At 66.9% G+C, this 21,122-nt stretch carries 22 protein-coding genes; 15 read left to right on the top strand and 7 right to left on the bottom strand.

From position 1 onward, the window contains the following. Nucleotides 1–280: 280 nt before the first annotated feature. Complete coding sequence (locus tag D8676_RS11235; protein WP_121580946.1) at nt 281–736, top strand: tRNA (cytidine(34)-2'-O)-methyltransferase; 456 nt, start codon at nt 281–283, stop codon at nt 734–736. A gap of 158 nt (nt 737–894) precedes the next feature. Then, on the top strand, nt 895–1,380 hold the full coding sequence (gene soxR, locus D8676_RS11230) for a redox-sensitive transcriptional activator SoxR (RefSeq protein WP_121580945.1): 486 nt from the start codon (nt 895–897) through the stop codon (nt 1,378–1,380). A gap of 27 nt (nt 1,381–1,407) precedes the next feature. Here the strand turns inward: soxR and D8676_RS11225 are convergent, their stop codons facing one another. Next, complete coding sequence (locus D8676_RS11225) at nt 1,408–1,665, bottom strand: hypothetical protein (RefSeq protein WP_121580944.1); 258 nt, start codon at nt 1,663–1,665, stop codon at nt 1,408–1,410. A gap of 109 nt (nt 1,666–1,774) precedes the next feature. On the opposite strand from D8676_RS11225, the gene hemF reads away from it, so the two are divergent. The 4 genes from hemF to D8676_RS11205 all read left to right on the top strand — a co-directional run bounded on the left by hemF (nt 1,775) and on the right by D8676_RS11205 (nt 5,494). Beyond that, entirely contained in the window at nt 1,775–2,689 is a 915-nt protein-coding gene (gene hemF / locus D8676_RS11220) for an oxygen-dependent coproporphyrinogen oxidase (protein WP_121580943.1), read from the top strand. Between the two features lie 151 nt (nt 2,690–2,840). Next, nucleotides 2,841–4,619: a DEAD/DEAH box helicase gene (locus D8676_RS11215; RefSeq protein ID WP_121580942.1), complete on the top strand. Its 1,779-nt coding sequence runs from the start codon at nt 2,841–2,843 to the stop codon at nt 4,617–4,619. Nucleotides 4,620–4,906: 287 nt separating this feature from the next. Further along, nucleotides 4,907–5,170, top strand: a complete 264-nt coding sequence (locus D8676_RS11210; RefSeq protein ID WP_121580941.1) for a DUF1344 domain-containing protein — start codon at nt 4,907–4,909, stop codon at nt 5,168–5,170. A gap of 138 nt (nt 5,171–5,308) precedes the next feature. Continuing rightward, a complete protein-coding gene (locus D8676_RS11205) occupies nt 5,309–5,494 on the top strand; it encodes a DUF1059 domain-containing protein (protein ID WP_121580940.1) in 186 nt (61 codons plus the stop codon). A gap of 75 nt (nt 5,495–5,569) precedes the next feature. Here D8676_RS11205 and D8676_RS11200 read toward each other — a convergent pair whose 3' ends face one another. From D8676_RS11200 to D8676_RS11190, 3 genes are read right to left on the bottom strand one after another with little or no spacing between them, the layout of a single operon-like run. Further along, a complete protein-coding gene (locus tag D8676_RS11200) occupies nt 5,570–6,835 on the bottom strand; it encodes a CCA tRNA nucleotidyltransferase (protein WP_121580939.1) in 1,266 nt (421 codons plus the stop codon). Next, entirely contained in the window at nt 6,832–7,467 is a 636-nt protein-coding gene (locus D8676_RS11195) for a CoA pyrophosphatase (protein ID WP_121580938.1), read from the bottom strand. Before D8676_RS11195 ends, D8676_RS11200 begins: the two co-directional genes overlap by 4 nt. After that, the gene (locus D8676_RS11190; protein ID WP_121580937.1) at nt 7,464–8,105 is read right to left on the bottom strand and encodes a DUF1285 domain-containing protein; all 642 of its coding nucleotides are present in this window, start codon (nt 8,103–8,105) and stop codon (nt 7,464–7,466) included. The genes D8676_RS11195 and D8676_RS11190 overlap by 4 nt, the downstream gene beginning before the upstream one ends. A 147-nt stretch (nt 8,106–8,252) precedes the next feature. Here D8676_RS11190 and D8676_RS11185 point away from each other — a divergent pair, with 147 nt between their 5' ends. From D8676_RS11185 to betC, 6 genes are all read left to right on the top strand, one after another. Beyond that, entirely contained in the window at nt 8,253–9,260 is a 1,008-nt protein-coding gene (locus D8676_RS11185) for a MoxR family ATPase (RefSeq protein WP_121580936.1), read from the top strand. Nucleotides 9,261–9,291: 31 nt separating this feature from the next. Next, complete coding sequence (locus D8676_RS11180; RefSeq protein WP_121580935.1) at nt 9,292–10,206, top strand: DUF58 domain-containing protein; 915 nt, start codon at nt 9,292–9,294, stop codon at nt 10,204–10,206. Continuing rightward, a complete protein-coding gene (locus tag D8676_RS11175) occupies nt 10,206–13,031 on the top strand; it encodes a DUF4159 domain-containing protein (RefSeq protein WP_121580934.1) in 2,826 nt (941 codons plus the stop codon). The genes D8676_RS11180 and D8676_RS11175 overlap by 1 nt, the downstream gene beginning before the upstream one ends. Further along, complete coding sequence (locus D8676_RS11170; protein ID WP_121580933.1) at nt 13,032–15,098, top strand: hypothetical protein; 2,067 nt, start codon at nt 13,032–13,034, stop codon at nt 15,096–15,098. Nucleotides 15,099–15,586: 488 nt separating this feature from the next. Next, complete coding sequence (locus D8676_RS11165; protein ID WP_121580932.1) at nt 15,587–15,955, top strand: DUF2019 domain-containing protein; 369 nt, start codon at nt 15,587–15,589, stop codon at nt 15,953–15,955. Between the two features lie 230 nt (nt 15,956–16,185). After that, entirely contained in the window at nt 16,186–17,700 is a 1,515-nt protein-coding gene (betC, locus tag D8676_RS11160) for a choline-sulfatase (protein ID WP_121580931.1), read from the top strand. A gap of 102 nt (nt 17,701–17,802) precedes the next feature. Here betC and clpS read toward each other — a convergent pair whose 3' ends face one another. After that, the gene (gene clpS, locus D8676_RS11155; protein ID WP_121580930.1) at nt 17,803–18,108 is read right to left on the bottom strand and encodes an ATP-dependent Clp protease adapter ClpS; all 306 of its coding nucleotides are present in this window, start codon (nt 18,106–18,108) and stop codon (nt 17,803–17,805) included. Between the two features lie 232 nt (nt 18,109–18,340). Between clpS and D8676_RS11150 the strand changes: the two genes are divergently transcribed. The 3 genes from D8676_RS11150 (at nt 18,341) to D8676_RS11140 (ending at nt 20,312) form a co-directional block, all read left to right on the top strand. After that, nucleotides 18,341–19,285 (top strand): AraC family transcriptional regulator, encoded by a 945-nt coding sequence (locus D8676_RS11150; RefSeq protein ID WP_121580929.1) that lies wholly within the window; start codon nt 18,341–18,343, stop codon nt 19,283–19,285. A 179-nt stretch (nt 19,286–19,464) separates the two neighbouring features. After that, nucleotides 19,465–19,800 carry a hypothetical protein gene (locus D8676_RS11145; protein ID WP_147448183.1) on the top strand — a complete coding sequence of 112 codons (336 nt, stop codon included), beginning with the start codon at nt 19,465–19,467 and terminating at the stop codon, nt 19,798–19,800. Next, nucleotides 19,797–20,312: a hypothetical protein gene (locus tag D8676_RS11140; protein ID WP_121580927.1), complete on the top strand. Its 516-nt coding sequence runs from the start codon at nt 19,797–19,799 to the stop codon at nt 20,310–20,312. Before D8676_RS11145 ends, D8676_RS11140 begins: the two co-directional genes overlap by 4 nt. Nucleotides 20,313–20,318: 6 nt before the next feature. Here the strand turns inward: D8676_RS11140 and D8676_RS11135 are convergent, their stop codons facing one another. Together D8676_RS11135 and D8676_RS11130 are read right to left on the bottom strand one after the other, a co-directional pair. Continuing rightward, nucleotides 20,319–20,744: a DUF1810 domain-containing protein gene (locus tag D8676_RS11135; RefSeq protein WP_121580926.1), complete on the bottom strand. Its 426-nt coding sequence runs from the start codon at nt 20,742–20,744 to the stop codon at nt 20,319–20,321. A 20-nt stretch (nt 20,745–20,764) separates the two neighbouring features. Then, nucleotides 20,765–21,079, bottom strand: coding sequence for an antibiotic biosynthesis monooxygenase (locus tag D8676_RS11130; protein WP_121580925.1), 315 nt, complete (start codon nt 21,077–21,079; stop codon nt 20,765–20,767). Nucleotides 21,080–21,122: the final 43 nt, after the last annotated feature.

The raw sequence follows: 21,122 nt of genomic DNA, 5'->3' as shown, positions 1-21,122 counted from the left end.
AGAATCCTTGGAGAACCGGAACTGGTTCCGGCGGAATCGCGATCAGCTTTTTCAGAAGTGTCTAAAGCGTCGAACCGATTCCGCCTTCAGGCGAAACCCCATCGCATGGGGCGGTGTGCATATACGGTCGTCATCAATTCCATATCCGCCTCCGCTGGTTCGAGTTGACAATGGCGCCGCTATAGTCGCATTCCGCTGCGAAAGCCACCCCGGAACGTCCGGCCGCCATTGCTCTCCCGACAACTGTGGCCATCGTGCAACTCTGATCCCGATCAGTCTCTTGGCCTCCTTCCGCATCGCCCTCTACCAGCCCGACATCGCCGGCAACACGGGAACCATCCTGCGGCTCGCCGCCTGCCTCGGCGTCGCCGTCGACATCATCGAGCCTGCCGGTTTCGACCTCTCCGACCGCAACCTCCGGCGGGCCGGCATGGACTATCTCGAAATGGCGGCGCTCACCCGGCATGTCGACTTCGACCGCTTCGAGCAGTGGCGGCGCGGCGAGGGCCGCAGGCTTGTGCTCTTCTCGACCAAAGCCGCCCAGCCCTACACGGACTTCGCCTATGCGGATGGGGACGTGCTTCTCTTCGGCCGTGAATCGGCCGGCGTGCCGGACCATGTCCACGACCGGGCCGACGCGCGGCTTCTGATCCCGATGAAGGGTGGCGGCCGCAGTCTCAATATCGCGCTGTCCGTCGCCATGGCCGCCGGCGAAGCCACGCGGCAGCTCGGCTAGCTCGCGCGCCTCGCGGACAAACCCGGCAAATGCTTCCAGCCGTGCGAGCAACAGCATGGCGGTCAAGGGATTGCGGTCGTCTCGCGTCATTTTTCTCTCCATCGTTTGCCTGTCGAAGGAGAGCTTGCTACAACCTCAACTAAACTTGAGGTCAAGCGATGCAGAAGGAACTGTCGGTCGGCGAGGTGGCGAGACGCAGCGGCGTCGCGGTTTCGGCGCTGCATTTCTACGAGCAGCGCGGGCTGATCCAGTCGAACCGCACCAGAGGCAACCAGCGCCGTTATGGCCGCGACGTGCTACGCCGTATCGCTGTCATCCGCGTCGCGCAGGAAGTCGGCGTCCCGCTCGCCGACATCGCCGCCGCACTCGATTCCCTGCCTGAGGGCCGCACGCCGACCCGCGACGACTGGTCCAGGCTCTCAACCGCCTGGCGTGACGATCTGGACCGCCGCATCGAGCAACTGACCAGGCTGCGCGACGGGCTGACCGACTGCATCGGCTGCGGCTGCATGTCGATCGACAGGTGTCCGCTGCGGAACCCGGACGACCGGCTGGCGAGGCAGGGCCCGGGCGCCCGGCGGCTTCTTCCTTCTCCACGTTCACGGGGAGAAGGTGCCCGAAGGGCGGATGAGAGGCAGTCCTGACGAATGAAGTCTTCACGTCCCGGCAGATCAATCCGCCGCCGGCAGCCTCCGGATGGTGAACTCGATCACGTCGCCCGGCCGTTCGAACCAGCTTTCGATCTCGGTCCAGTAGGCCTGTTTGGGCCAGCGGTCGAACCACTCCTTGGCCTTGTTGCGCGCGTCGCTGCGCGGCAACACGAAGGTCTCGCGCAGGAACCCGTCGCGTGGCATCCGCTCCCGCTCGGCGCGCGAGCGCTCGAGCCGCTTCTTCAGTCCGTCGAGAGGCGGTCTTGCCGGGGTACGCATGCACGAACTCCTTGACCCTTCCGGGGAAGAGATTAGGGATCGCCCCGGAAATTACGAGTCTGAAATTACGAGTCCTATCTCGCTCCGCCCAATAGGGAGCCACGCCAGCATGGAACGCCCGGAAATACCCATCGGCCTGCCAGCCGACATCGACGATCGCAAGGACCGCGCCCGCGCCTGGTTCGAGACGCTGCGCGACACCATCTGCGCCGGCTTCGAGAAGATCGAGGACGATGTCATAGGTTCAGGCGCCGAACACCAGCCCGGCCGCTTCGAGCGCACGCCCTGGCTGCGCGACGAGGGCAAGGGTGGCGGCGGGACCATGTCCATCCTGCACGGCCGCGTCTTCGAGAAGGCCGGCGTCCACACCTCCACCGTCCATGGCGAGTTCTCGCCCGAATTCCGCAAGCAGATCCCAGGCGCCGAGGAAGACCCGCGCTTCTGGGCGTCGGGCATCTCGCTGATCGTCCATCCCTGGAACCCGAACGTGCCGGCAGTCCACATGAACACCCGCATGGTCGTCACCACGCGCTGGTGGTTCGGTGGCGGCGCCGACCTCACGCCGGTGCTCGATCGCCGCCGCACGCAGGACGATCCCGATACGATCGCCTTCCACGATGCCATGCGCGAAAGCTGCGAACGCCACCCCGAGGTCGCGGACTACGCGCGCCAGAAGGCGTGGTGCGACGAATATTTCTTCCTGCCGCACCGCAACGAGGCGCGCGGCATCGGCGGCACTTTCTTCGACTGGCAGCATTCGCCCGAGGAAAAGGGCGGCTGGGAGGCCGACTTCGCCTTCGTGCAGGATGTCGGCCGTTCCTTCCTTTCGATCTACGACCGGCTCGTCCGCCGCAACTTCGATCACGCCTGGACCGAGGCCGACCGCGAGGAGCAGCTCGTCCGCCGCGGCCGCTATGCCGAGTTCAACCTGCTCTACGATCGCGGCACGATCTTCGGCCTGAAGACCGGCGGCAACGTCCTCTCGATCCTCTCCAGCCTGCCGCCGACGGTGAAATGGCCCTGAAACGTCGGGGCCTCTTTTCGCCGGCCTGCCGCCTCTGGCATTGACACCTCGCATTGACCCGGCGGCTGGTGCCGTTTAGGGAATGCGGCATCGTTGATGCGCGGCCGCCCATGCATTGCAGCCGCCCGAGCGTCCCAAAGAAAGAACTCCCGTGACTATCTCCACGAATATTGTTCCGGCGTTGGCCGGGGCGCTTGCAGCGCGTGGCTATGACACGCTGACTGCGGTCCAGACGGCTGTCCTTGCGCCGGAAGCTGCCGGCGTCGACCTCCTGGTCTCCGCCCAGACCGGTTCCGGCAAGACGGTTGCGTTCGGCATCGCAATCGCGCCGACCCTGCTTGGCGGCGTGGACCGCTTCGAGGCCGCCGGCGCACCCGTCGCGCTGGTCATCGCGCCGACGCGCGAGCTCGCCGTGCAGGTCCGCCGCGAATTCGAATGGCTCTACCGGGACACCGGCGCACGCATCGGCTCCTGTGTCGGCGGCATGGACATGCGCCAGGAGCGCCGCGCGCTGGAGCAGGGAGCGCATATCGTCGTCGGCACGCCGGGCCGGCTGCGGGACCACATCACGCGCGGCTCGCTCGACATCTCGCAATTGCGCGCTGTCGTCCTCGACGAGGCCGACGAGATGCTCGACCTCGGCTTTCGCGAGGATCTCGAATTCATCCTGGCCGCGGCGCCCGCCGAACGCCGGACGTTGCTGTTCTCGGCGACGGTGCCGAAGCCCATCGCCGCCCTTGCGAAGCGCTTCCAGCGCGATGCCTTGCGCATCACCGCAACCAGCGAGAACGACCAGCACGACGACATCGAATACCGCACGATCCTGGTGGCGCCGTCGGACCGCGAAAACGCCATCATCAACTCGCTGCTCTATTTCGATGCGCAGAACACGCTGGTCTTCTGCGCCACCCGCGAGGCTGTCCGCCATCTCGCCAGCCGTCTCGCCAATCGCGGCTTTTCCGTTGTGTCGCTGTCGGGCGAGCTCAGCCAGGCCGAGCGCACCAACGCGCTGCAGGCGATGCGCGACGGCCGCGCCCGCGTCTGCGTTGCCACCGATGTCGCAGCGCGCGGCATCGACCTGCCCAATCTCGACCTCGTCATCCACGCCGATCTGCCGAGCAATCCGGAGACCCTGCTCCATCGCAGCGGCCGCACCGGCCGCGCGGGCCGCAAGGGCATCTGCGCGCTGATCGTTCCGTATCATCGGCGCGGCAGTGCCGCCCGCCTGCTCAAGCTGGCCAAGCTCGAAGCGACGTCCCAGCCCGCGCCCGGCCCCGCCGAGATCGACAGGAAAAACCACGAGCGCATCCTGGCCGATCCGTCCTTGTCCGAGGCGGCCGGCGAAGACGAAAGCAGCTTTGCAAGCGAACTCCTCGCTGCCTATAGCGCCGAGCAGATCGCGGTGGCCTTCGTGCGCCAGCAGCTTGCCTCGCGTCCCGCCGCCGAAGAGCTTTCCGAAGGCGCGCCGCCGGTTTTCGACGCATCGAAGGGCGAACGTCCCGACACGCGCTTCGAGAATGGCGTCTGGTTCAGCATATCGCTTGGCCGGAAACACCGCGCCGAACCGCGCTGGCTGCTGCCGCTGATATGCAAGGCCGGCAACGTCACCAAGCGCGAGATCGGATCGATCCGCATCCTCGACACCGAATCCCGCTTCGAGATCGTCGCCGACCGGGCCGACGGCTTCGCTGCGGCCGTCCGGCAGGGCACCGGCGAAAAGGGCGTCGTCATCCAGCGCGCCGAAGCTGTCGGGAAGCCGGAGAGGCCAGCCGGCTCCTGGGCCAAGAAACCGCATCGCAAGGGGCCTTCGAGCCATGCGCCGAGGCCCGGCCACGATGGCGCCCCGAAAGATCGGCCCGGAGAGAAGTCGAGGCCGGGCAAATTCAAGCCGAAAAAGTTCAAGCCGAAGAAGCCCCCGGCCAAGACATAGCGGGCGTGGCACTGCGCCCGCCGGCGCTGCGGCGGATAGCCGCAAGCCTGCTTTGCCACGGTCGGGGCGAAATGGAGTCACGCCGGGTGCGATTGTGTCGAGAACGCCGGCCGGCACTTTCTTTTTCGTCTAATAGCCAGCCTCTGCGGCAGGCCTATCTTCCAGCACCAGACCGGAACACGCCGGCGGCATTTGCCCCAGGAAGCCGCGACGCGACGTGTTCAGACGGTCCTATACCGGCGCGGGATTTCGGCATCCGACGTCCCGCCAATCCAGGAGAGCCTGCCATGCGCAAGCTTCTTGTCCCGGCAGCAGCCGCTGCCCTTCTCGCCACCTCAGCTCTGTCCTTTGCCGCCACGCAGCAGCACGCGACCGGAACCGTCAAGGCCTATGACGCCAAGGCCCAGACGCTGACCCTCGCCGATGGCTCCGTCTACATGCTGCCGAAGACCTTCAAGAACCCGGGCCTGAAGGCCGGCGAAAAGGTCTCGATCAACTGGGAGATGAAGGGCACCAGCAGAACCGCCGACCAGGTCACGATTGCCAAGTGACATTCCGCTGACTCCCTGGCGGAAGGCGGGGCGGACGCGTCCTGCTTTCCGCCATCCGGCGAAGATTGCCGCAACCTTTTGCCCGGTTCCGTGTTATTGTCCTCACCTCGGCAACAAGAAGAATTCAAGGAGGAACCGATGAAGGAATTTTTCTGCGGCTCTCTGGTCCCCGGCTGCGAATGGCATACGCGCCATGAGGAAGAGGCCGAGATCATGCGCCGCGCCGTCGAGCACATGCGCGAGACCCATGGCGAGACGATCATCCGCGAGACGATGATCGAGGCCATCCGCTCCCGCATCGACAAGGTCCGCAGCGCCGCCTAGAAGCCCCGTAGCCATCGCCGGCAACGTCTTCGCCTGTCCGGCAGCTATGTGATTGCGTCTCCGTTTCCCTGAGTTCTATTCTCCCGCCGCATAGCGGGCGGCGCGTTCGAGCAGGGCGTCGCGGTCTGGCCTGAAATCGGCCTCGATCCACTCTTCTTCCAGCCGCTTCAGCAGCTTTCCCATCTCGGGTCCGTCGGGCACGCCGATCGTCTGCAGGTCGGCGCCCTTGATGGGGAATTTGGGCGCCGTCCATTTTTCCGCGAATTTCAGGAGCCGCGAATAGCCGCCCGCCTCGATCAGGGCGTCATTGTCGGTCACGGCGCGCGTCCGCGCCGAGGCCAGCGACAGCCTCAGCCGGTCAATTATCGGCTGCGGTCCGCTGCGGTACAGCTTTTTCGCCAGTTCGCTTTCGGTACCGCGTGACTCGACGGCCGGCGCCAGCGCCCAGGCTTTCAGCCGCCCGGCTTCCGCATTCGACAGCTTCAGCCGCTCGGCGAGCGTGCGCATGCGCGCCGCGTCCGGCGGCACCATCGCCTCCAGCCTGAGCAGCGCGTCCGCCGCCCAGCCGAGATCGCGTTCGGCGGCGACCAGGCCGTGGATCGCGTCGATGCCCCATTTCTCGCTTTCCGGAAGCGCCTTGGTCAGCACGCCAGCCTGTCGCATCCACAGCAGCGCGCGCGAAAGGTCGGGCGCCGAAAGCAGCTTCCTGAGTTCCGCCCACACGCGCTCGGCCGACAGTTGCTCCAGCCCGTCCTTCAGCCGGGCGCAGGCCTTTAGACCCTCGGCATCCGGACGGCCGGCGCCATACCAGGCGAAGAAGCGGAAGAAGCGCAGGATGCGCAGATAATCTTCGCGGATGCGCGCCTCGGCGTCGCCGATGAAGCGCAGCGTCCGGCTTTCGAGGTCGGCGAGCCCGCCGACGAAGTCGACGATCGTCCCATCCGCCTCGGCGTAGAGCGCATTGATGGTGAAGTCGCGCCGTCCGGCATCGGCCTTCCAGTCGCGGCCGAAGGCGACCTTCGCCCGCCGCCCGTCCGTCTCGACATCGGCGCGCAGCGTGGTGACCTCGTAGCCTGTGCCTTCGGCGATCACCGTGACCGTGCCGTGCTCGATGCCGGTTGGGATGGCCTTGAAGCCGGCCTTCTCGGCGCGGCGGATCGTCTCGTCCGGCAGCGTCGTCGTGGCGATATCGACATCCGCCACGGCCTCGCCGAGCAGGGCGTTGCGCACCGCCCCGCCGGCGACGCGCGCCTGCTCGCCATCAGCGTTCAGCGCTGCCAGCAACCGCTGCAGGCCGGCGACCTCCAGCCACTGCGCGCCCGCGACCGACGCGCCGCTCACAGGTAGAACCTTTCGTAGAGCGTGCGGATGATGCCGGCGGTCACCCCCCAGATGCGCTGTCCGCCATAGGGCATGTCGTAATAGACCCAGAGCTGCTTGTTGAACTCACGGCTGTTCTGCGTGTGGTTGACCGGATCCATCAGGAATCGCAGCGGCACCTCGAAGGCGGCGTCCACCTCATGCTCGTTGATCGTCAGATGGAAGCCCGGCTTCACGATGGAGAGCACCGGCGCGATGCGATAGCCGCTGCCCGACACATAGTCCGGCATTCGCCCGACCACCTCCACATGGCCGGCATCGAGCCCGATCTCCTCTTCGGCCTCGCGCAGCGCCGCCTGCTCTGGCGAGGCGTCGGTCGGGTCGATGCGACCGCCCGGAAACGCCACCTGACCCGAATGGTCGGTCAGCGTCTCGGCGCGCTTGGTCAGGATGACGCTCGCCTCCGCCCCGTGGTCGACAACCGGGATCAACACCGCCGCGTCGCGCAGCCGCCGCACGCCGGTGACGCGCGGATGGCCCGGATTGAAGCTGTGATCGCCATAGTCGAAATTCTCGTGCGGGCCGCGATCGATTGACGCGCGCAACCGGAAATCCTCGGCCGAGAAGGGCGGCGCTTTCAGGTCACCCCTCATGCGGAGAGCCGCTTCAGTGTCTCAGCGGGCATGATCGGGTAGGTCACCCCCTTGGAGCGGACGGCGAACATCGTCCGGCCCTCGACCTCGATCTCCTCGCCGTGGTTGACGAGTTCGTACATCACCGGCCGCGCCACAAGCGCCTCCAGCCGGCCGCGCACCAGCACATAGGGCTTCAGCCCGCCGGTTGCGTCCTCGTCGACGAAGCGCAGCGGGTGGTCCGGCCCCGCCTCCACCACATCGCCGACATTGGTGCGGAAGGTGATCACCCGCCCGTCTCCCTCGCCGGACACGTTCATCTCGACCGCTACGAAAGGCGCATCGACCACCCTTATCCCCACCTTCTCGACCGGCGTCACCAGATAGGTCCTGCCGTCGGCGTCCTTGCGCAGCACCGTCGAGAAGAGCTGCACCAGCGGCATGCGGCCGATCGGCGTGCCGAGATAGAACCATGTCCCGTCGGGCCTGATCTCCATGTCGAGGTCGCCGCAGAAATCAGGATTCCACTTCTCGACCGGCGGCAGGCCCTTGCCGGCGCGGGTGGCGCGGGAGATGAGCGCGGACAGTCCCGCGGTGTCGGCGGCTGCCGCCAGACCCGCTGGTCCGCCGCTGTCGATGGAAGAGTTGTGATCGGCCATGGTCACGAAATAGTCACTGTTGTTTCGCTTGTCAGCCGGGTCTGGTGATTTAAGTTCGCTCTGTACGAGCCGCAGGGCACGTGTCACGGTGCCTCTGCGGGCGTCGGCATTCTGGACAGATCGCCCGGCCGACCCTAGGAGTTCCGCATGAGCATCATGATCAAGCAGACGCCGCTAAGCGAGCAGGAGATGGTTGCCGAGGCCGAAAAGGCGCTGGCCGACATTTCCCGCATCAGGCAAGGTGTCGGCAAGGTCATCTTCGGTCAGGAAAGCGTTGTGGAACGCACGCTGGTCGCGCTGCTGGCCGGCGGACACGCGCTGCTGGTCGGCGTGCCCGGCCTCGCCAAGACCAAGCTGGTCGAGACGCTGGGCATCGTGCTCGGCCTCGACACCAGCCGCATCCAGTTCACGCCGGACCTGATGCCCTCCGACATCCTCGGCTCCGAGGTCATGGAGCAGGACGACACCGGCAAGCGCTCCTTCCGCTTCATCTCCGGCCCGATCTTCGCCCAGCTCCTGATGGCCGACGAGATCAACCGCGCCAGCCCGCGCACGCAGTCGGCGCTCCTGCAGTCGATGCAGGAGTATCACGTCACCATCGCCGGCGCCCGCCACGACCTGCCCTCGCCCTTCCATGTGCTGGCGACCCAGAACCCGCTCGAGCAGGAAGGCACCTACCCGCTGCCCGAAGCCCAGCTCGACCGCTTCCTGATGCAGATCGACATCCTTTACCCGGAGATCGACGCGGAGCGCCGCATCCTTATCGAGACGACCGGCGTCGAGGACGCCAGGGCCGAGAACGTGCTCAACCCTGCCAGGCTGAAGGAGATCCAGACGCTGATCCGCCGCATGCCGGTGCCCGAAAGCGTCGTCGAGGCGATCCTGAAGCTGGTCCGCTCGGCCCGCCCGGGACAGGGCAATGCCGAGACCGACAGGAACGTCGCCTGGGGCCCTGGCCCGCGCGCCAGCCAGGCGCTCACGCTCTGCGCCCGCGCCCGCGCCCTCTACGACGGCCGCCTGGCGCCCTCCATCGACGACGTCCACGCGCTCGCCGAGCCGGTCCTGCAGCACCGCATGGCGCTCACCTTCGCCGCCCGCGCCGAGGGCGTGACTGTTCGCGACGTGGTGGCCAGGCTGGTCAAAGAGCAGGGGTGACTGTGGTCGTCCTCTCGCCGAGGAAGATGTGATGGCGCGTATCGGCGAAATCTCAGCCCCGGTATCGACACGCGACGCCCTAGCCCGCGGGCGCATGCGCGCCTCGCTCGTGCCCGACCTGCTGGTCGAGGCGCGCCGCATCGTCAACACAGTCATCGGCGGCTGGCACGGCCGCCGCAAGCGCGGCATCGGCGAGAATTTCTGGCAGTTCCGGCCCTATGTCGAAGGCGAGGCGATGTCGCGCATCGACTGGCGCCGCTCCGCCCGCGACGACCACACCTATGTCCGCGACCGCGAATGGGAGGCGGCCCACACCGTGTGGCTCTGGGCCGACCCGTCGCCGTCGATGCTCTACAAATCGTCAGGCGCCCTGGTTTCCAAGGAATCGCGCGCGCTGGTGCTTGTCCTTGCCCTCGCAGAACTCCTGTCCCGCAGCGGCGAACGCATCGCCTGGCCCGGCCTCACCGATCCCTTCACCGCCCGCAACGGCGCCGAGCGCCTCGCCTCCCGCCTCTCCCATGCCGCCGACTTGCCGGCGAGGCCCGACCTCTCGAACATCCGCCGTTTCTCCGATATCATCCTCGCCAGCGATTTTCTCGACCCGGCGGACGAGATCATGGCCTGGCTCGACGTCATCGCGCGCCACGGCGTGCGCGCCCATCTGATCGAAGTGGCCGATCCGGCGGAGGAGGTCTTCCCCTATGCCGGGCGCACCGAGTTCGCCGACCCCGAAACGGGCGAGAAGCTGACTGCAGGCCGCGCCGAAACCCTGCGTGACGACTACCGCCTCGCCTATTCCGCGCGCCGCGAGGAGCTGGTGCGCTGGTGCAAGCGGCTCGGCTGGAGCTACACGGTCAACCACACCGACCGCCTGGCCTCCGAGGCGCTGGTGCGCGTGCACATGGCGATGACCGCCGACAGCAGCTACGCCGCGGGTGTGCGCTGATGAGCTGGCTTCCGCTCAGCTTCGGCTTTCCCGCCATCCTGTGGGGCCTGCTCGCCTTGCCGGTCATCTGGTGGCTGCTCAGGCTGACCCCGCCCAAGCCGCAGACGGAGGTGTTCCCGCCGCTGAAGATCCTGGCGCGCGTCCTGCGCAAGGAAGAGACGCCGCACCAGAGCCCGTGGTGGCTGACGCTGCTCAGGCTGCTGATGGCCGCGCTCGTCGTGCTGGCGCTGGCCGAGCCGATCTGGAATCCGCGCGAGCGGCTGCCGACGGAGGGTTCGGCGCTGGCGCTGGTCATCGACAATGGCTGGGCCAGCGCGCGCGACTGGGAACGCCGGGTCGCCACCGCCGAGCGGCTGATCGCCGATGCCGACGCCACCGGCTCGCCGGTCGTCCTCGCCTTCACCGCCGAGAAGCCGAACGAGGACATCGGCCCCTTCGATGCCGCGGCTGCGCGCGACAAGCTAAACGTCGTCGAGCCGCGCCCGGTGCCAGTCGACCGGCAGGCGATCTATGCGCGGGTCGCCGCAGCGCTCGACCAACTGCCCGGCGCCTCGGTCGCCGTGCTTGCCGACGGGCTCGCAGCACCCGGCGACGATGCCGCCTTCTCCGCCCTCCTCGGCCACAATCCGGCGCATGTCTTCTGGGCGGTTCCCGATCGCCTCGACATGGTCGGCCTGACCGCCGCCGAGAACGAGGTTTCGGGCTTCACTCTTTCCGCCGTCCGCGCGCCGGGCGATCCCGCACCGCGCCGGGTCACGGCCGGGGCGTTCGACGAGAAAGGCCGCCGCATCGCCGACGCCGTCATCAGCTTCGGCGCCGGCCAGGCGACCGGCACCGGCGAGATGACCGTGCCCTTCGAACTGCGCAACGACTTCGCCTCGATCGCCATCGACGGCGAACAGCAGGCGGCGGCCGTGCGCGTGCTCGACGACAACGCCAAGCGCCGCCGTGTCGGCCTCCTCTCGCAGACCGAGGCCGACCAGGCGCAGCCGCTGCTTTCGCCGCTCTATTACATCACCCGCGCGCTTGCCCCCTTCGCTGACCTCGTCGAGCCGACGAGCCAGGACCTCGCCGAGGCGATCCCTCAGATCCTCGAGCAGAAGCCGGCGATGATCGTCATGGCCGACGTCGGCACCATCCCCGACGCGGCGCGCCAGCAACTGATCGACTGGGTCCGCGACGGCGGCACGCTGGTGCGTTTCGCCGGCTCGCGCCTCGCCGCCGCCGGCAATGACGAGGAGCTGCTGCCGGTCCGCCTGCGTCTCGGCGAGCGCTCGATGGGCGGCGCGCTGTCCTGGACGACGCCGCAACCCGTCACCGAATTTCCCCCGACAGGCCCCTTCGCCGATCTCGCCCCGCCGAGCGAGGTCACGGTCACCCGGCAGGTGCTCGCCGAGCCTACCTCCGACATCGTCGAGCGGACCTGGGCGAGCCTCGCCGACGGCACGCCGCTTGTCACCGGCGCGCGGCGGGAGAAGGGCACACTGGTTCTCTTCCACATCACCCCGGAAGCGACCTGGTCGAACCTGCCGATCTCCGGCAGCTTCGTCGAGATGCTGCGCCGCATCGTGCAACTGTCGCGCAATCAGGGCGCCATCGCCGCCAACGCCGAGGGCCAGGCCGGCTCGCTCGCGCCGTATCGCATGATCGCCGCCGACGGCGCACTGGTGCCACCGACGCCGGATGCCCGCCCGCTCCCCACCGGCGCCGGCGACGTCCCGGTCACCATCGAGAATCCGCCCGGCCTCTACGGGACCGAGGAGGGCGTGCTCGCCCACAACCTGCTCAAGGCCGATGCCGCCTTCGCGCCACTGGCCCGCCCGGCCGTGACTGCGTCGGTGACCGAACTGCGCTATGCTCTCGACGAATCGCGTGATCTGAAGGGGCCGCTCGTGGCTGCCGCTCTGGCGCTCATGGTGCTCGACACGCTCGCCGTCTTCTGGATGGGCGGGCTGCTCGCGCGCCGCCGGCGCATTCCGCCGCGCCCCGCCGGCATGGCCGCCGCAATTCTCGTGGCTGCCGGCCTTGCTTTCGCTCCCGACGCCGCCCGGGCGCAGCAGGATGCGAAGCCCGGCGACGAAGAGGCCATGGCGGCGGTCTCCACCACGCGCATGGCCTATGTCGTCACCGGCGATTCCGCCATCGATTCGATCAGCCGCGCCGGCCTCAACGGCCTGGCGCGCTTCCTCGTCGAGAAGACCGCGCTGGAGCCCGGCGAGCCGGCCGGCGTCGACATCGCGAAGGACGAGCTCTCCTTCTACCCGCTCATCTACTGGCCGATCGACGCCAATGCCGCGATGCCCAGCGAAGAGGCGATCGCCCGCGTCGACGCTTACATGCAGGGCGGCGGCACCGTGCTCTTCGACACCCGCGACCAGTTCTCGACCGGCATCGACGCCGGCTCGGCGAGCCCCGCCACCGAACGCCTGCGCGACATCCTCGCCAACCTCAACGTGCCGCCGCTGGAGCCGGTCCCCGAGGACCACGTGCTGACGAAATCCTTCTTCATCCTTCCGGAGTTCCCCGGCCGTTTCAACGGCAGCCCGCTCTGGGTCGAGGCATCGTTCGACGCGCAGAACGTCGACAACCGCCCCGTCCGCACCGGCGACGGCGTTTCCCCGATCATGATCACCGCCAACGACTTCGCCGGCGCCTGGGCGATCGACGCCAGCGGCAGCCCGATGCTGCCGACCGTGCCGTCCGACCCGATGCAGCGCGTCTACGCGCTGCGCTCCGGCGTCAACATCATGATGTACATGCTGACCGGCAACTACAAATCCGATCAGGTGCATGTGCCCATCCTGCTCGAGCGGCTGGGGCAGTAGATGGACTGGTCGCTCGCCTTCGAACCGCTGCTGTCCTGGGCCTGGCTCACGGTCATTCTGGTGCCGATCGCGCTATTGGCGCTGGCCGGCCTGTTCTTCCGCCAGCGCGGGGCTTGGCTTCGCTTCGCCGCGCTCGTCGCGCTCGCCGCCGCCCTCGTCAACCCGGTTCTGCTCGACGAGGAGCGCGAACCGCTGAAAAGCGTCGTCGCCCTTGTCGTCGACCGCAGCCAGAGCCAGGACATAGGCGACCGCCAGGCCGAGACGAGTGCGGCGCTGGAAGGCCTGCAGCAGCGGCTCGCCCGCTTCCCGCAATTCGAGGTGCGCGTCGTCGAGGCGGGCCGCGCCGACGCCGCCGAGGAGCGCACCGAGACCCGCCTCTTCGGCGCTCTCGACAGCGCCTTCCGCGACGTGCCGCCGTCGCGCATCGCAGGCGCCGTCATGATCACCGACGGGCAGGTGCACGACGTGCCGGCAGGCGCGCCGGCTTTCCAGGCTCCGCTGCATGCGCTGATCACCGGCGACGAAGGCGAGCGCGACCGCCGCATCCGCTTCGAGAACGCGCCCCGCTTCGGCCTCGTCGGCAAGCCGCTCCAGATGAGCTACCGCGTCATCTCCACCAATGGCGGCGAAGGCGAGGTCGACGTCCGCGTCTCCATCAACGGCGAGCCCGTTTCCACCGAGCGCGCGGTGATCGGCCAGCCGATGCTGCTCGACATCGTCATCCCGAACGCGGGCCGCAACATCGTCGAACTGTCGATCCCCGAGGCCGACGGCGAGATCACCGACACCAACAACCGTGCCATCGCCATCCTCGACGGCATCCGCGAGAACCTGCGCGTTCTGCTCGTCTCCGGCGAGCCGCATGCCGGCGAGCGCACCTGGCGCAACCTCCTGAAGTCCGACGCCTCCGTCGACCTCGTCCACTTCACCATCCTGCGCCCGCCGGAGAAGCAGGACGGCACGCCGATCAACGAGCTGTCGCTGATTGCCTTCCCGACGCGCGAGCTGTTCGTGGAGAAGATCGACGACTTCGACCTGATCATCTTCGACCGCTACCAGCACCGCGACGTGCTGCCGATCCTCTATTACGACTACATCGCCGAATATGTCGAAAAGGGCGGCGCACTCTTGATCGCCGCCGGTCCCGAATATGCCGGCGACCAGTCGATCGCACGCACGCCGCTGATGTCGGCGCTTCCGGGCATGCCGTCCGGACAGGTGATCGACCAGCCCTTCTATCCCCGCCTCACCGAGCTCGGCCAGCGCCACCCCGTCACCCGCGGTCTTGAAGGTTCGGCCAGCGAGCCGCCGCACTGGAGCCGCTGGTTCCGCCTCGTCGGCATCGAGCGTCCCGAGGGCGAGGTCGTCATGAAGGGTCCCGACGAACGTCCGCTGCTTCTGCTCGACCGCAAGGGCGAGGGCCGCGTCGGCATGCTTCTGTCCGACCAGGGCTGGCTCTGGGCGCGCGGCTTCGAAGGCGGCGGACCCCACGTCGCGCTCTACCGCCGCATCGCGCACTGGCTGATGAAGGAGCCTGAACTCGAGGAGGAGCGTCTCGTCGCCAACGGCCGCGGCATGACGCTCGACGTCATCAGGCAGACCATGCAGGACGATCCCGGCCCGGCGACCGTCATATCCCCTTCCGGCAAGACGATGACGCTGCCGCTCGCCTCCTCGCAGCCCGGCGTCTTCACCGGCTCGGCCGAGGTCGAGGAGATCGGCCTCTACCAGGTCGGCAACGGCGATCTGTCGGCGCTGGCGCATGTCGGCCCGGTCAACGCGCCGGAATTCGCCGACACCATCTCGACCGAGGACATACTGAGCCCTCCCGCGGAAGCCTCGGGCGGGTCGGTGCGCCGCATCGCCTCGCTCACAGGCGTCTCGCTGCCCAGCATCGTGCCGGTGCGCGGCTCGGCCAACGCGTCTGGCAACGACTGGATCGGGCTCAGGACCACCGACGACAGCGTGCTGAAGTCGGTCAGCCGCGTGCCGCTCTTCGGCGGCTTCTTCGGCCTCGGACTCTTGCTGCTCGCGCTCGGCTCGATGTGGTACCGGGAAGGTCGATAGACCGGCTGCATCCACCTACCATGAGCCACCAGCCAGATCGGCAACGATACAATTGGCATAAAATTGGGCGACCAAGTTCGACTCGACGACTCTTAAGCGTCTGAAATAACGAAATTTCTTCTACTCTTCGCGGAAAGCTAGGAGCTTTCTTTTTCACGCCTCTACAACTGCCGTGAGAATTCTCGTCCGCAACAAGTGACGAGAAAAACATGTACAGCAGCAATACGGCACTTCTGACCAAACTGCGCAGGTTACACGGCGACATCATCGGGCATACGCTTCTTACACAAGCAAAGCGCCTGCGTTCCTTAGCTGTAAAGGCTGGCTTTCGGCCCAATCAGCCTCGCGTGGGAAATCACCGGCTGGTATGCGAAGAAAAATAGGGAGTTTGGTAACCTCTCGCCGCGGGAGTTTCTTCGCGGACAACCTTGGGAGGCAAGGCGCGCAGTTGGGTTAGAGGCCCTCAGAACCCATGGAGTGCTGAAGCCATGATCAAACAGGTGAAAAAAATGCCCTTGGAGGAGCTGCTCTCGTCTTTCGTGGAGATAGGTATTGCACAAGGTGAGGCGGCGGAGGAATTTCGAACAGGTGCATTCAATCGCCTGTTCGATCGGGAAAGCAGAATCCTCGACGAACTAAAGCACCGCGACAACGACCAGCGGAGGATACTTATCGCTCTCTATGACCATCCGAACATCCAGGTCCGTCTAAACGCCGCGAAATCGACATATGCGCTGAACGCTGCTGGTGCCCGGGCTGTCATACAGGCGATCGCCGATTCGAAGATCTCGCCATGGGCGGGCAGTGCCGGCATGACGCTCTGGGCTCTCGATGAAGGTATCGGCAAGCTCGACTAGGCTGTATCCTCATTACGGCGCCACCGACGGCATTAGCCGCCGGTGGCGCATCGCATAACGCATCCACTCGCCACGACACGAAGCTTCGAAAAGACTCGCCGCCGGCCTCGGCTCCTTCGTCGGGATTTGCCTTGCTCGCCCACGCCATGACTTGACGCAGCCGGCGCTCCCGGCGGACTGTGGGTGCCTCATGATGGCGGCCTTCCGCCGCCCCTCCGTCCGAGCAGAGCATGAAGCGCCCCAACATCCTCATCCTGATGGTCGACCAGCTGAACGGGACGCTTTTCCCGGACGGTCCGGCCCCGTTCCTGCACGCACCGAACCTCGCCGCGCTGGCCGCCCGTTCGGCCCGTTTCGCCAACGCCTACACAGCAAGTCCGCTCTGCGCCCCGGCCCGCGCCTCCTTCATGTCGGGACTGCTGCCGTCGCGCACTCGCGTCTACGACAACGCCGCCGAATTCGCCTCCGACATCCCGACCTACGCGCATCATCTGCGCCGCGCCGGCTACCAGACCGCGCTGTCGGGCAAGATGCATTTCGTCGGCCCCGACCAGCTCCACGGCTACGAGGAGCGCCTGACCACCGACATCTACCCGGCCGATTTCGGCTGGACGCCCGACTACACCAAACCCGGCGAGCGCATCGACTGGTGGTATCATAACCTCGGCTCGGTGAAGGGCGCCGGCGTTGCCGAGATCACCAACCAGCTCGAATACGACGACGAGGTCGCCTATCACGCGACCAGGAAACTCTACGATCTGGCGCGCGGCCACGATCAGCGCCCCTGGTGCCTGACCGTCTCCTTCACCCACCCGCACGACCCCTATGTCGCCCGCCGGCGTTTCTGGGACCTCTACGAGGACTGCGCCGAACTCGAGCCTGCCGTCGCGCCGATGCCCTTCGACGAGCAGGATGCTCATTCGAAGCGCCTGATGCTGGCCAGCGACTACAAGAACTATCCGATCGCGCCCGAGGACGTCCGCCGCTCGCGCCGTGCCTATTTCGCCAACATCTCCTACATCGACGAGAAGATCGGCGAGATCCTCGACGTGCTGAAGGCCACGCGGCAGCAGGAGGACACCATCGTCGTGTTCCTCTCCGACCACGGCGACATGCTCGGCGAGCGCGGCATGTGGTTCAAGATGAGCTTCTTCGAGGGCTCCGCCCGCGTGCCGCTGATGATCGCGGCTCCCGGCCTGGCCGCCGGCCGCGTCGATGCGCCCGTCTCCACCCTCGACGTCACGCCGACCCTCGCCGATCTCGCCGGCATCGACCTCGGCGAAGTCCTGCCGTGGACGGACGGCGAAAGCCTCGTCGGCCTCGCCAACGGCACGGGCGGCCGTGGCCCGGTGCCGATGGAATATGCCGCCGAAGGCTCAGTCACGCCAATGGTCGGCCTGCGCGACGGCCGCTTCAAGCTGGTGCTCTGCGCCGCCGACGAGCCGCTGCTCTTCGATCTCGAGGCCGACCCGCACGAGTTGAAGAACCTCGCCGCCGATCCCCGACATGCCGCCGTGCTCGATGCGATGGCGGCCACCGCGAAGGCCCGCTGGGATCTCTCCCGCTTCGACGCCGGGGTGCGCGCCAGCCAGGCCCGACGCCACGTGGTCTACGAGGCGTTGCGCAACGGCGCCTATTATCCGTGGGACCACCAGCCGCTGCAGCGCGCTTCCGAGCGCTACATGCGCAACCATATGGACCTCAACGTGCTGGAAGAGGCGCAACGCTTCCCGCGCGGAGAGTGAGCAATTCCAGGAAAAGTGGAGGCCGGTTTTCCGTCCGGAATTGCGACAAGAAACAAGGCAGCATCGGTTCGCCGTTTCAATGAAACGATGAACCGGTCCCGCTTATTCTTCGGGCTCGGTGGTGAACATCAGCGGATAGCCCTTGGCCTTCCCTGCCTCGGTTGCGCGGGTGGCCTTGGTTTCGGCGACGTCCTTGGTGAATACCGCGACCACGCAGACGCCGCGCCGGTGCGCGGTGATCATCACGCGATAGGCCTGGTCCTCGCTCATGTGGAATTCGCCCTTCAGCACCGTCACCACGAATTCGCGCGGCGTGAAGTCGTCATTGATCAGGATCACCTTGTGAAGCTTCGGCCGTTCGGTTTTGACCCTGGTCTTCACACGCGGTTTCGTGAGGCTGTCGGACATCGTGTCGGACCCGCTTCGGCTGTCGGGGTCGTTTTGGCACGACATTGTGGCGCAATCCACTATGAGTTCGGGGCAGCGGCCGGTTACATGCCGGCTGCAGGGCGTCATCCATTCGATACGCTCGCCTCGCAGAGTGCCGCCCCATCGCATGGAGCATCGCATGATTTTTCCCGCCGCCGGCAACCTGCCAATCGCCGTCTTCCCCACGACAGTCGCCGCCCGGTAATCCCGCATGCTCAGGCTTTCCAACCGCGACGTGCCGGAGCGCGACCGGCTGCCATTCCTGCATGATTTCGTGGCGCGCTGCGTCGCCGGCCTGCAATTCACACCCTGCGACGAGGCGGATTTCGAGTTCGACCTCACCTGCCGGCCTCTGGCAGACGGCACCGTGGTGGGCTCGGCGCGCTATTCGGCCGTCCAGGGCGAACGCACCCGCGAACTGACTGCCGACGGCCGCAGCAACTATATGCTCACCGTTCACGAATCCGACTACGAGGTCGACGTGAAGGGCGGCGGCAGGCTCGACGTGTCGAAGGGCGACATCGTGATCGTCAACGAAAGCCTGCGGCAGGCCTTCACCATGCCGCATACCCGGCTTCTGGCGATCGTCCTTGAGGAGCGGCGGATGGCCGATCTGGCGCCGGCTATCCGCGCCCGCGCCATCCATCATGTGCCGGCCGCCAGTCCCGGCACGGCGCTCGTCACCGGCTATGCCGGACTTCTGCTCGGCAACCCGGCGCTCGACGACGCGGGCGCGCGGCTTGCCGGCGACCATCTCCACCAGCTTGCAGCGCTCGCGCTCGGCGCGGGGGAAACCCGCACCCCGTCGGAGCTGCCGGGCATCGGCGGCGCGCGTTTGGCGCTGGTCAAGCAGGAGATAGCGCGCAGCCTCACCGATCCCGAACTCGACATAGCAACAGTCGCGCGCCGGCAGGGCGTCACGCCGCGCTACATCCAGCGCCTGTTCGAGCGCGAGGGAACCACCTTCGGCCATTTCCTGCGAGACGCGCGGCTCGACCTCGCGCACGCCGCGCTGGAGTCGGGCGCCGGCACGGTCTCGGCCATCGCCTTCGATTGCGGTTTCGGCGATCTGTCGCATTTCAACAAGGCTTTCCGCAGCCGCTTCGGCGCAACCCCGAGCGACATCAAGGCGGCCGCCCTGCGCAAGCTGCAATAGCTTCACCCCTCATGTTCGCCTACCGCCCGATCCGTTCGCCTGGCGCCAAGACTGATAGCCTCGCTTCGTCCTAGACCCCGGCCACGAGCCGCTGACCCGCACCGAATGGCGCGGGCAGCCGGCTTGCCATTGGCGGCCTCGCGCATCCGCGAACCGCAAATCCGGATCGAGGAAAGACGATGAGAATGATTGCAGTCCTGCTCTGCGGCGCGCTCGCCGCATGCAGCCAGACCAACACAAATGAAACCGCCAACGCCACGGCCCGATCGGCCGCGAAGCCTAAGGCCCAGCAGACCGCGGCCACACGCTGCGCCGAGGCTGCGCAGAAGATGCAGCAGCAGGCCACCAACGCCGCGATGCTCGGCGGCGCCCTTTCAATGGTCGGCGGTGTCGCCGGCTTTGCCGGCCGCGGCGGCGCCATCGCCGGCCAGGCCGTCTCCGTCGGCGGCTCGCTGGTTCAGGCCAAGGCGCAGAACGATGCCCAGGGCGTGATGGAAGAGGAGTGCCTGTCGTGAGGAGGCTGCTCCGCCAGAGCCTGATGGCCGCCATCGCCGGGATCGGCCTCGCCCTCGGCCTGACGTTTCCCGCCAACAGCCTCACCGCCGACGAGGCCGGCAAGGTTGCGGCGCTGCTGGCCGAACTGTCGGCGGAACTCGGCGACTTCGCCTATGACGAGGAGGAGGCCGACCGCATCTTTGACGAGGACGAGGCGTCGAACGGCCAGATCAAGGCAGCCGGCTTCGACCGGGAAGAGTGGAAGGAAGCCGTCGACGCTGTCTTCCGCGGCTATCTCGCGACCATCCCGAACGACGCCTTTTCCGCCCGTCTGACGGAGGGACTGCAGGGCTTCGAGTCCATGTCCCATCTGTCGGCGGAACAGAAGGCCGAGGTGCGGCCGCTGATCGAGGAGAAGATCGCCGAGATCCAATTGCTGCGCGCCGAAGGCGCTGCATATGCCAAGGCCGTCGCGCCCTATGCCGCCAAGGTCGAAGCGGCGTTCGACACCGGCCTCGGCGTCGGCGACTGAAATTGCTCAGACGCCGAGCAGTTCCAGCGTGCGCGGATCCTTGCGGCCCTCGAAATATTTTCCGAGAGCCGCACCGAACGCCGGCGCGTCCGGGCCGGCCAGCGCAAACAGCGTCATCGACGACCGGAATTTCAGGTCGTCGGGGCTGCCGAATATGTCATGTGCCGTCCGGCCCTGAACTGCGTTGACGAGACCGGTGCATTCGACGAGACGCGGGCCGAGCACGGCATGCCCGAGATAGGCCCGCGCCTCTTCCAGCGAAGCGATGCCGTAGAACTGGGCGCGCTGGCTGAGGCCGAGACCCGCCAGCTGCGGAAAGATGAACCACATCCAGTGCGAGGTCTTGCGCCCGGCCTTCAGCTCGGCGCGGACCTTCGCGATGACAGGCTCTTGCGCCCGCACGAAACGGTCGAGATCGAAGCGCTCGGCCATGGAACCTGGCCTCCGCTGCTCTAGCCTGGAAGCCGGCGGAAAAGCTCCACGACCTCCTCGCCCGAGACGGCGTCGGTCACGCCCTTCTCCTCGCCGAGATCTTCCAGGAACGGACGCGACGCATCGAGGTTCTTGATCATCAGAGGTCGCGCCGCGACGAGCTGCTCCATGCTGTCCCACTCGCCGATGAAGTGGTAGGTGCGCTCGCCGGTCTTGACCAGATGGGCGCTGCGCAGCCCTTCCAGATGGTCGCGCCGCTGCGCGCTGCCGACCTTCCTGAACTCCTCTTCGAAACCGGGCTTCACGCGCATGCGGACTATGTTGAACGCTGTCATCTTCCCCTCCCCTCGGTGACGGCAAAAGACTGCGGCGGAAGCG

Origin of the sequence: Mesorhizobium sp. YM1C-6-2, assembly GCF_003666685.1 — a bacterium.
Classification (GTDB): Bacteria; Pseudomonadota; Alphaproteobacteria; order Rhizobiales; family Rhizobiaceae; genus Mesorhizobium_K.
This window is presented reverse-complemented; position numbering and strand designations above follow the sequence as displayed.

Coding starts and splice junctions, on each gene's coding strand:
- D8676_RS11195 (WP_121580938.1), bottom strand. CDS start 7,467: ATGAGGGGTGACCTGAAAGCGCCGCCCTTCTCGGCCGAGGATTTCCGG.
- D8676_RS11185 (WP_121580936.1), top strand. CDS start 8,253: ATGAGCATCATGATCAAGCAGACGCCGCTAAGCGAGCAGGAGATGGTT.
- D8676_RS11190 (WP_121580937.1), bottom strand. CDS start 8,105: ATGGCCGATCACAACTCTTCCATCGACAGCGGCGGACCAGCGGGTCTG.
- D8676_RS11175 (WP_121580934.1), top strand. CDS start 10,206: ATGAGCTGGCTTCCGCTCAGCTTCGGCTTTCCCGCCATCCTGTGGGGC.
- betC (WP_121580931.1), top strand. CDS start 16,186: ATGAAGCGCCCCAACATCCTCATCCTGATGGTCGACCAGCTGAACGGG.
- hemF (WP_121580943.1), top strand. CDS start 1,775: ATGGAACGCCCGGAAATACCCATCGGCCTGCCAGCCGACATCGACGAT.
- soxR (WP_121580945.1), top strand. CDS start 895: ATGCAGAAGGAACTGTCGGTCGGCGAGGTGGCGAGACGCAGCGGCGTC.
- D8676_RS11170 (WP_121580933.1), top strand. CDS start 13,032: ATGGACTGGTCGCTCGCCTTCGAACCGCTGCTGTCCTGGGCCTGGCTC.
- D8676_RS11165 (WP_121580932.1), top strand. CDS start 15,587: ATGATCAAACAGGTGAAAAAAATGCCCTTGGAGGAGCTGCTCTCGTCT.
- D8676_RS11225 (WP_121580944.1), bottom strand. CDS start 1,665: ATGCGTACCCCGGCAAGACCGCCTCTCGACGGACTGAAGAAGCGGCTC.
- D8676_RS11135 (WP_121580926.1), bottom strand. CDS start 20,744: ATGGCCGAGCGCTTCGATCTCGACCGTTTCGTGCGGGCGCAAGAGCCT.
- D8676_RS11145 (WP_147448183.1), top strand. CDS start 19,465: ATGAGAATGATTGCAGTCCTGCTCTGCGGCGCGCTCGCCGCATGCAGC.
- D8676_RS11130 (WP_121580925.1), bottom strand. CDS start 21,079: ATGACAGCGTTCAACATAGTCCGCATGCGCGTGAAGCCCGGTTTCGAA.
- D8676_RS11210 (WP_121580941.1), top strand. CDS start 4,907: ATGCGCAAGCTTCTTGTCCCGGCAGCAGCCGCTGCCCTTCTCGCCACC.
- D8676_RS11180 (WP_121580935.1), top strand. CDS start 9,292: ATGGCGCGTATCGGCGAAATCTCAGCCCCGGTATCGACACGCGACGCC.
- clpS (WP_121580930.1), bottom strand. CDS start 18,108: ATGTCCGACAGCCTCACGAAACCGCGTGTGAAGACCAGGGTCAAAACC.
- D8676_RS11150 (WP_121580929.1), top strand. CDS start 18,341: ATGCTCAGGCTTTCCAACCGCGACGTGCCGGAGCGCGACCGGCTGCCA.
- D8676_RS11205 (WP_121580940.1), top strand. CDS start 5,309: ATGAAGGAATTTTTCTGCGGCTCTCTGGTCCCCGGCTGCGAATGGCAT.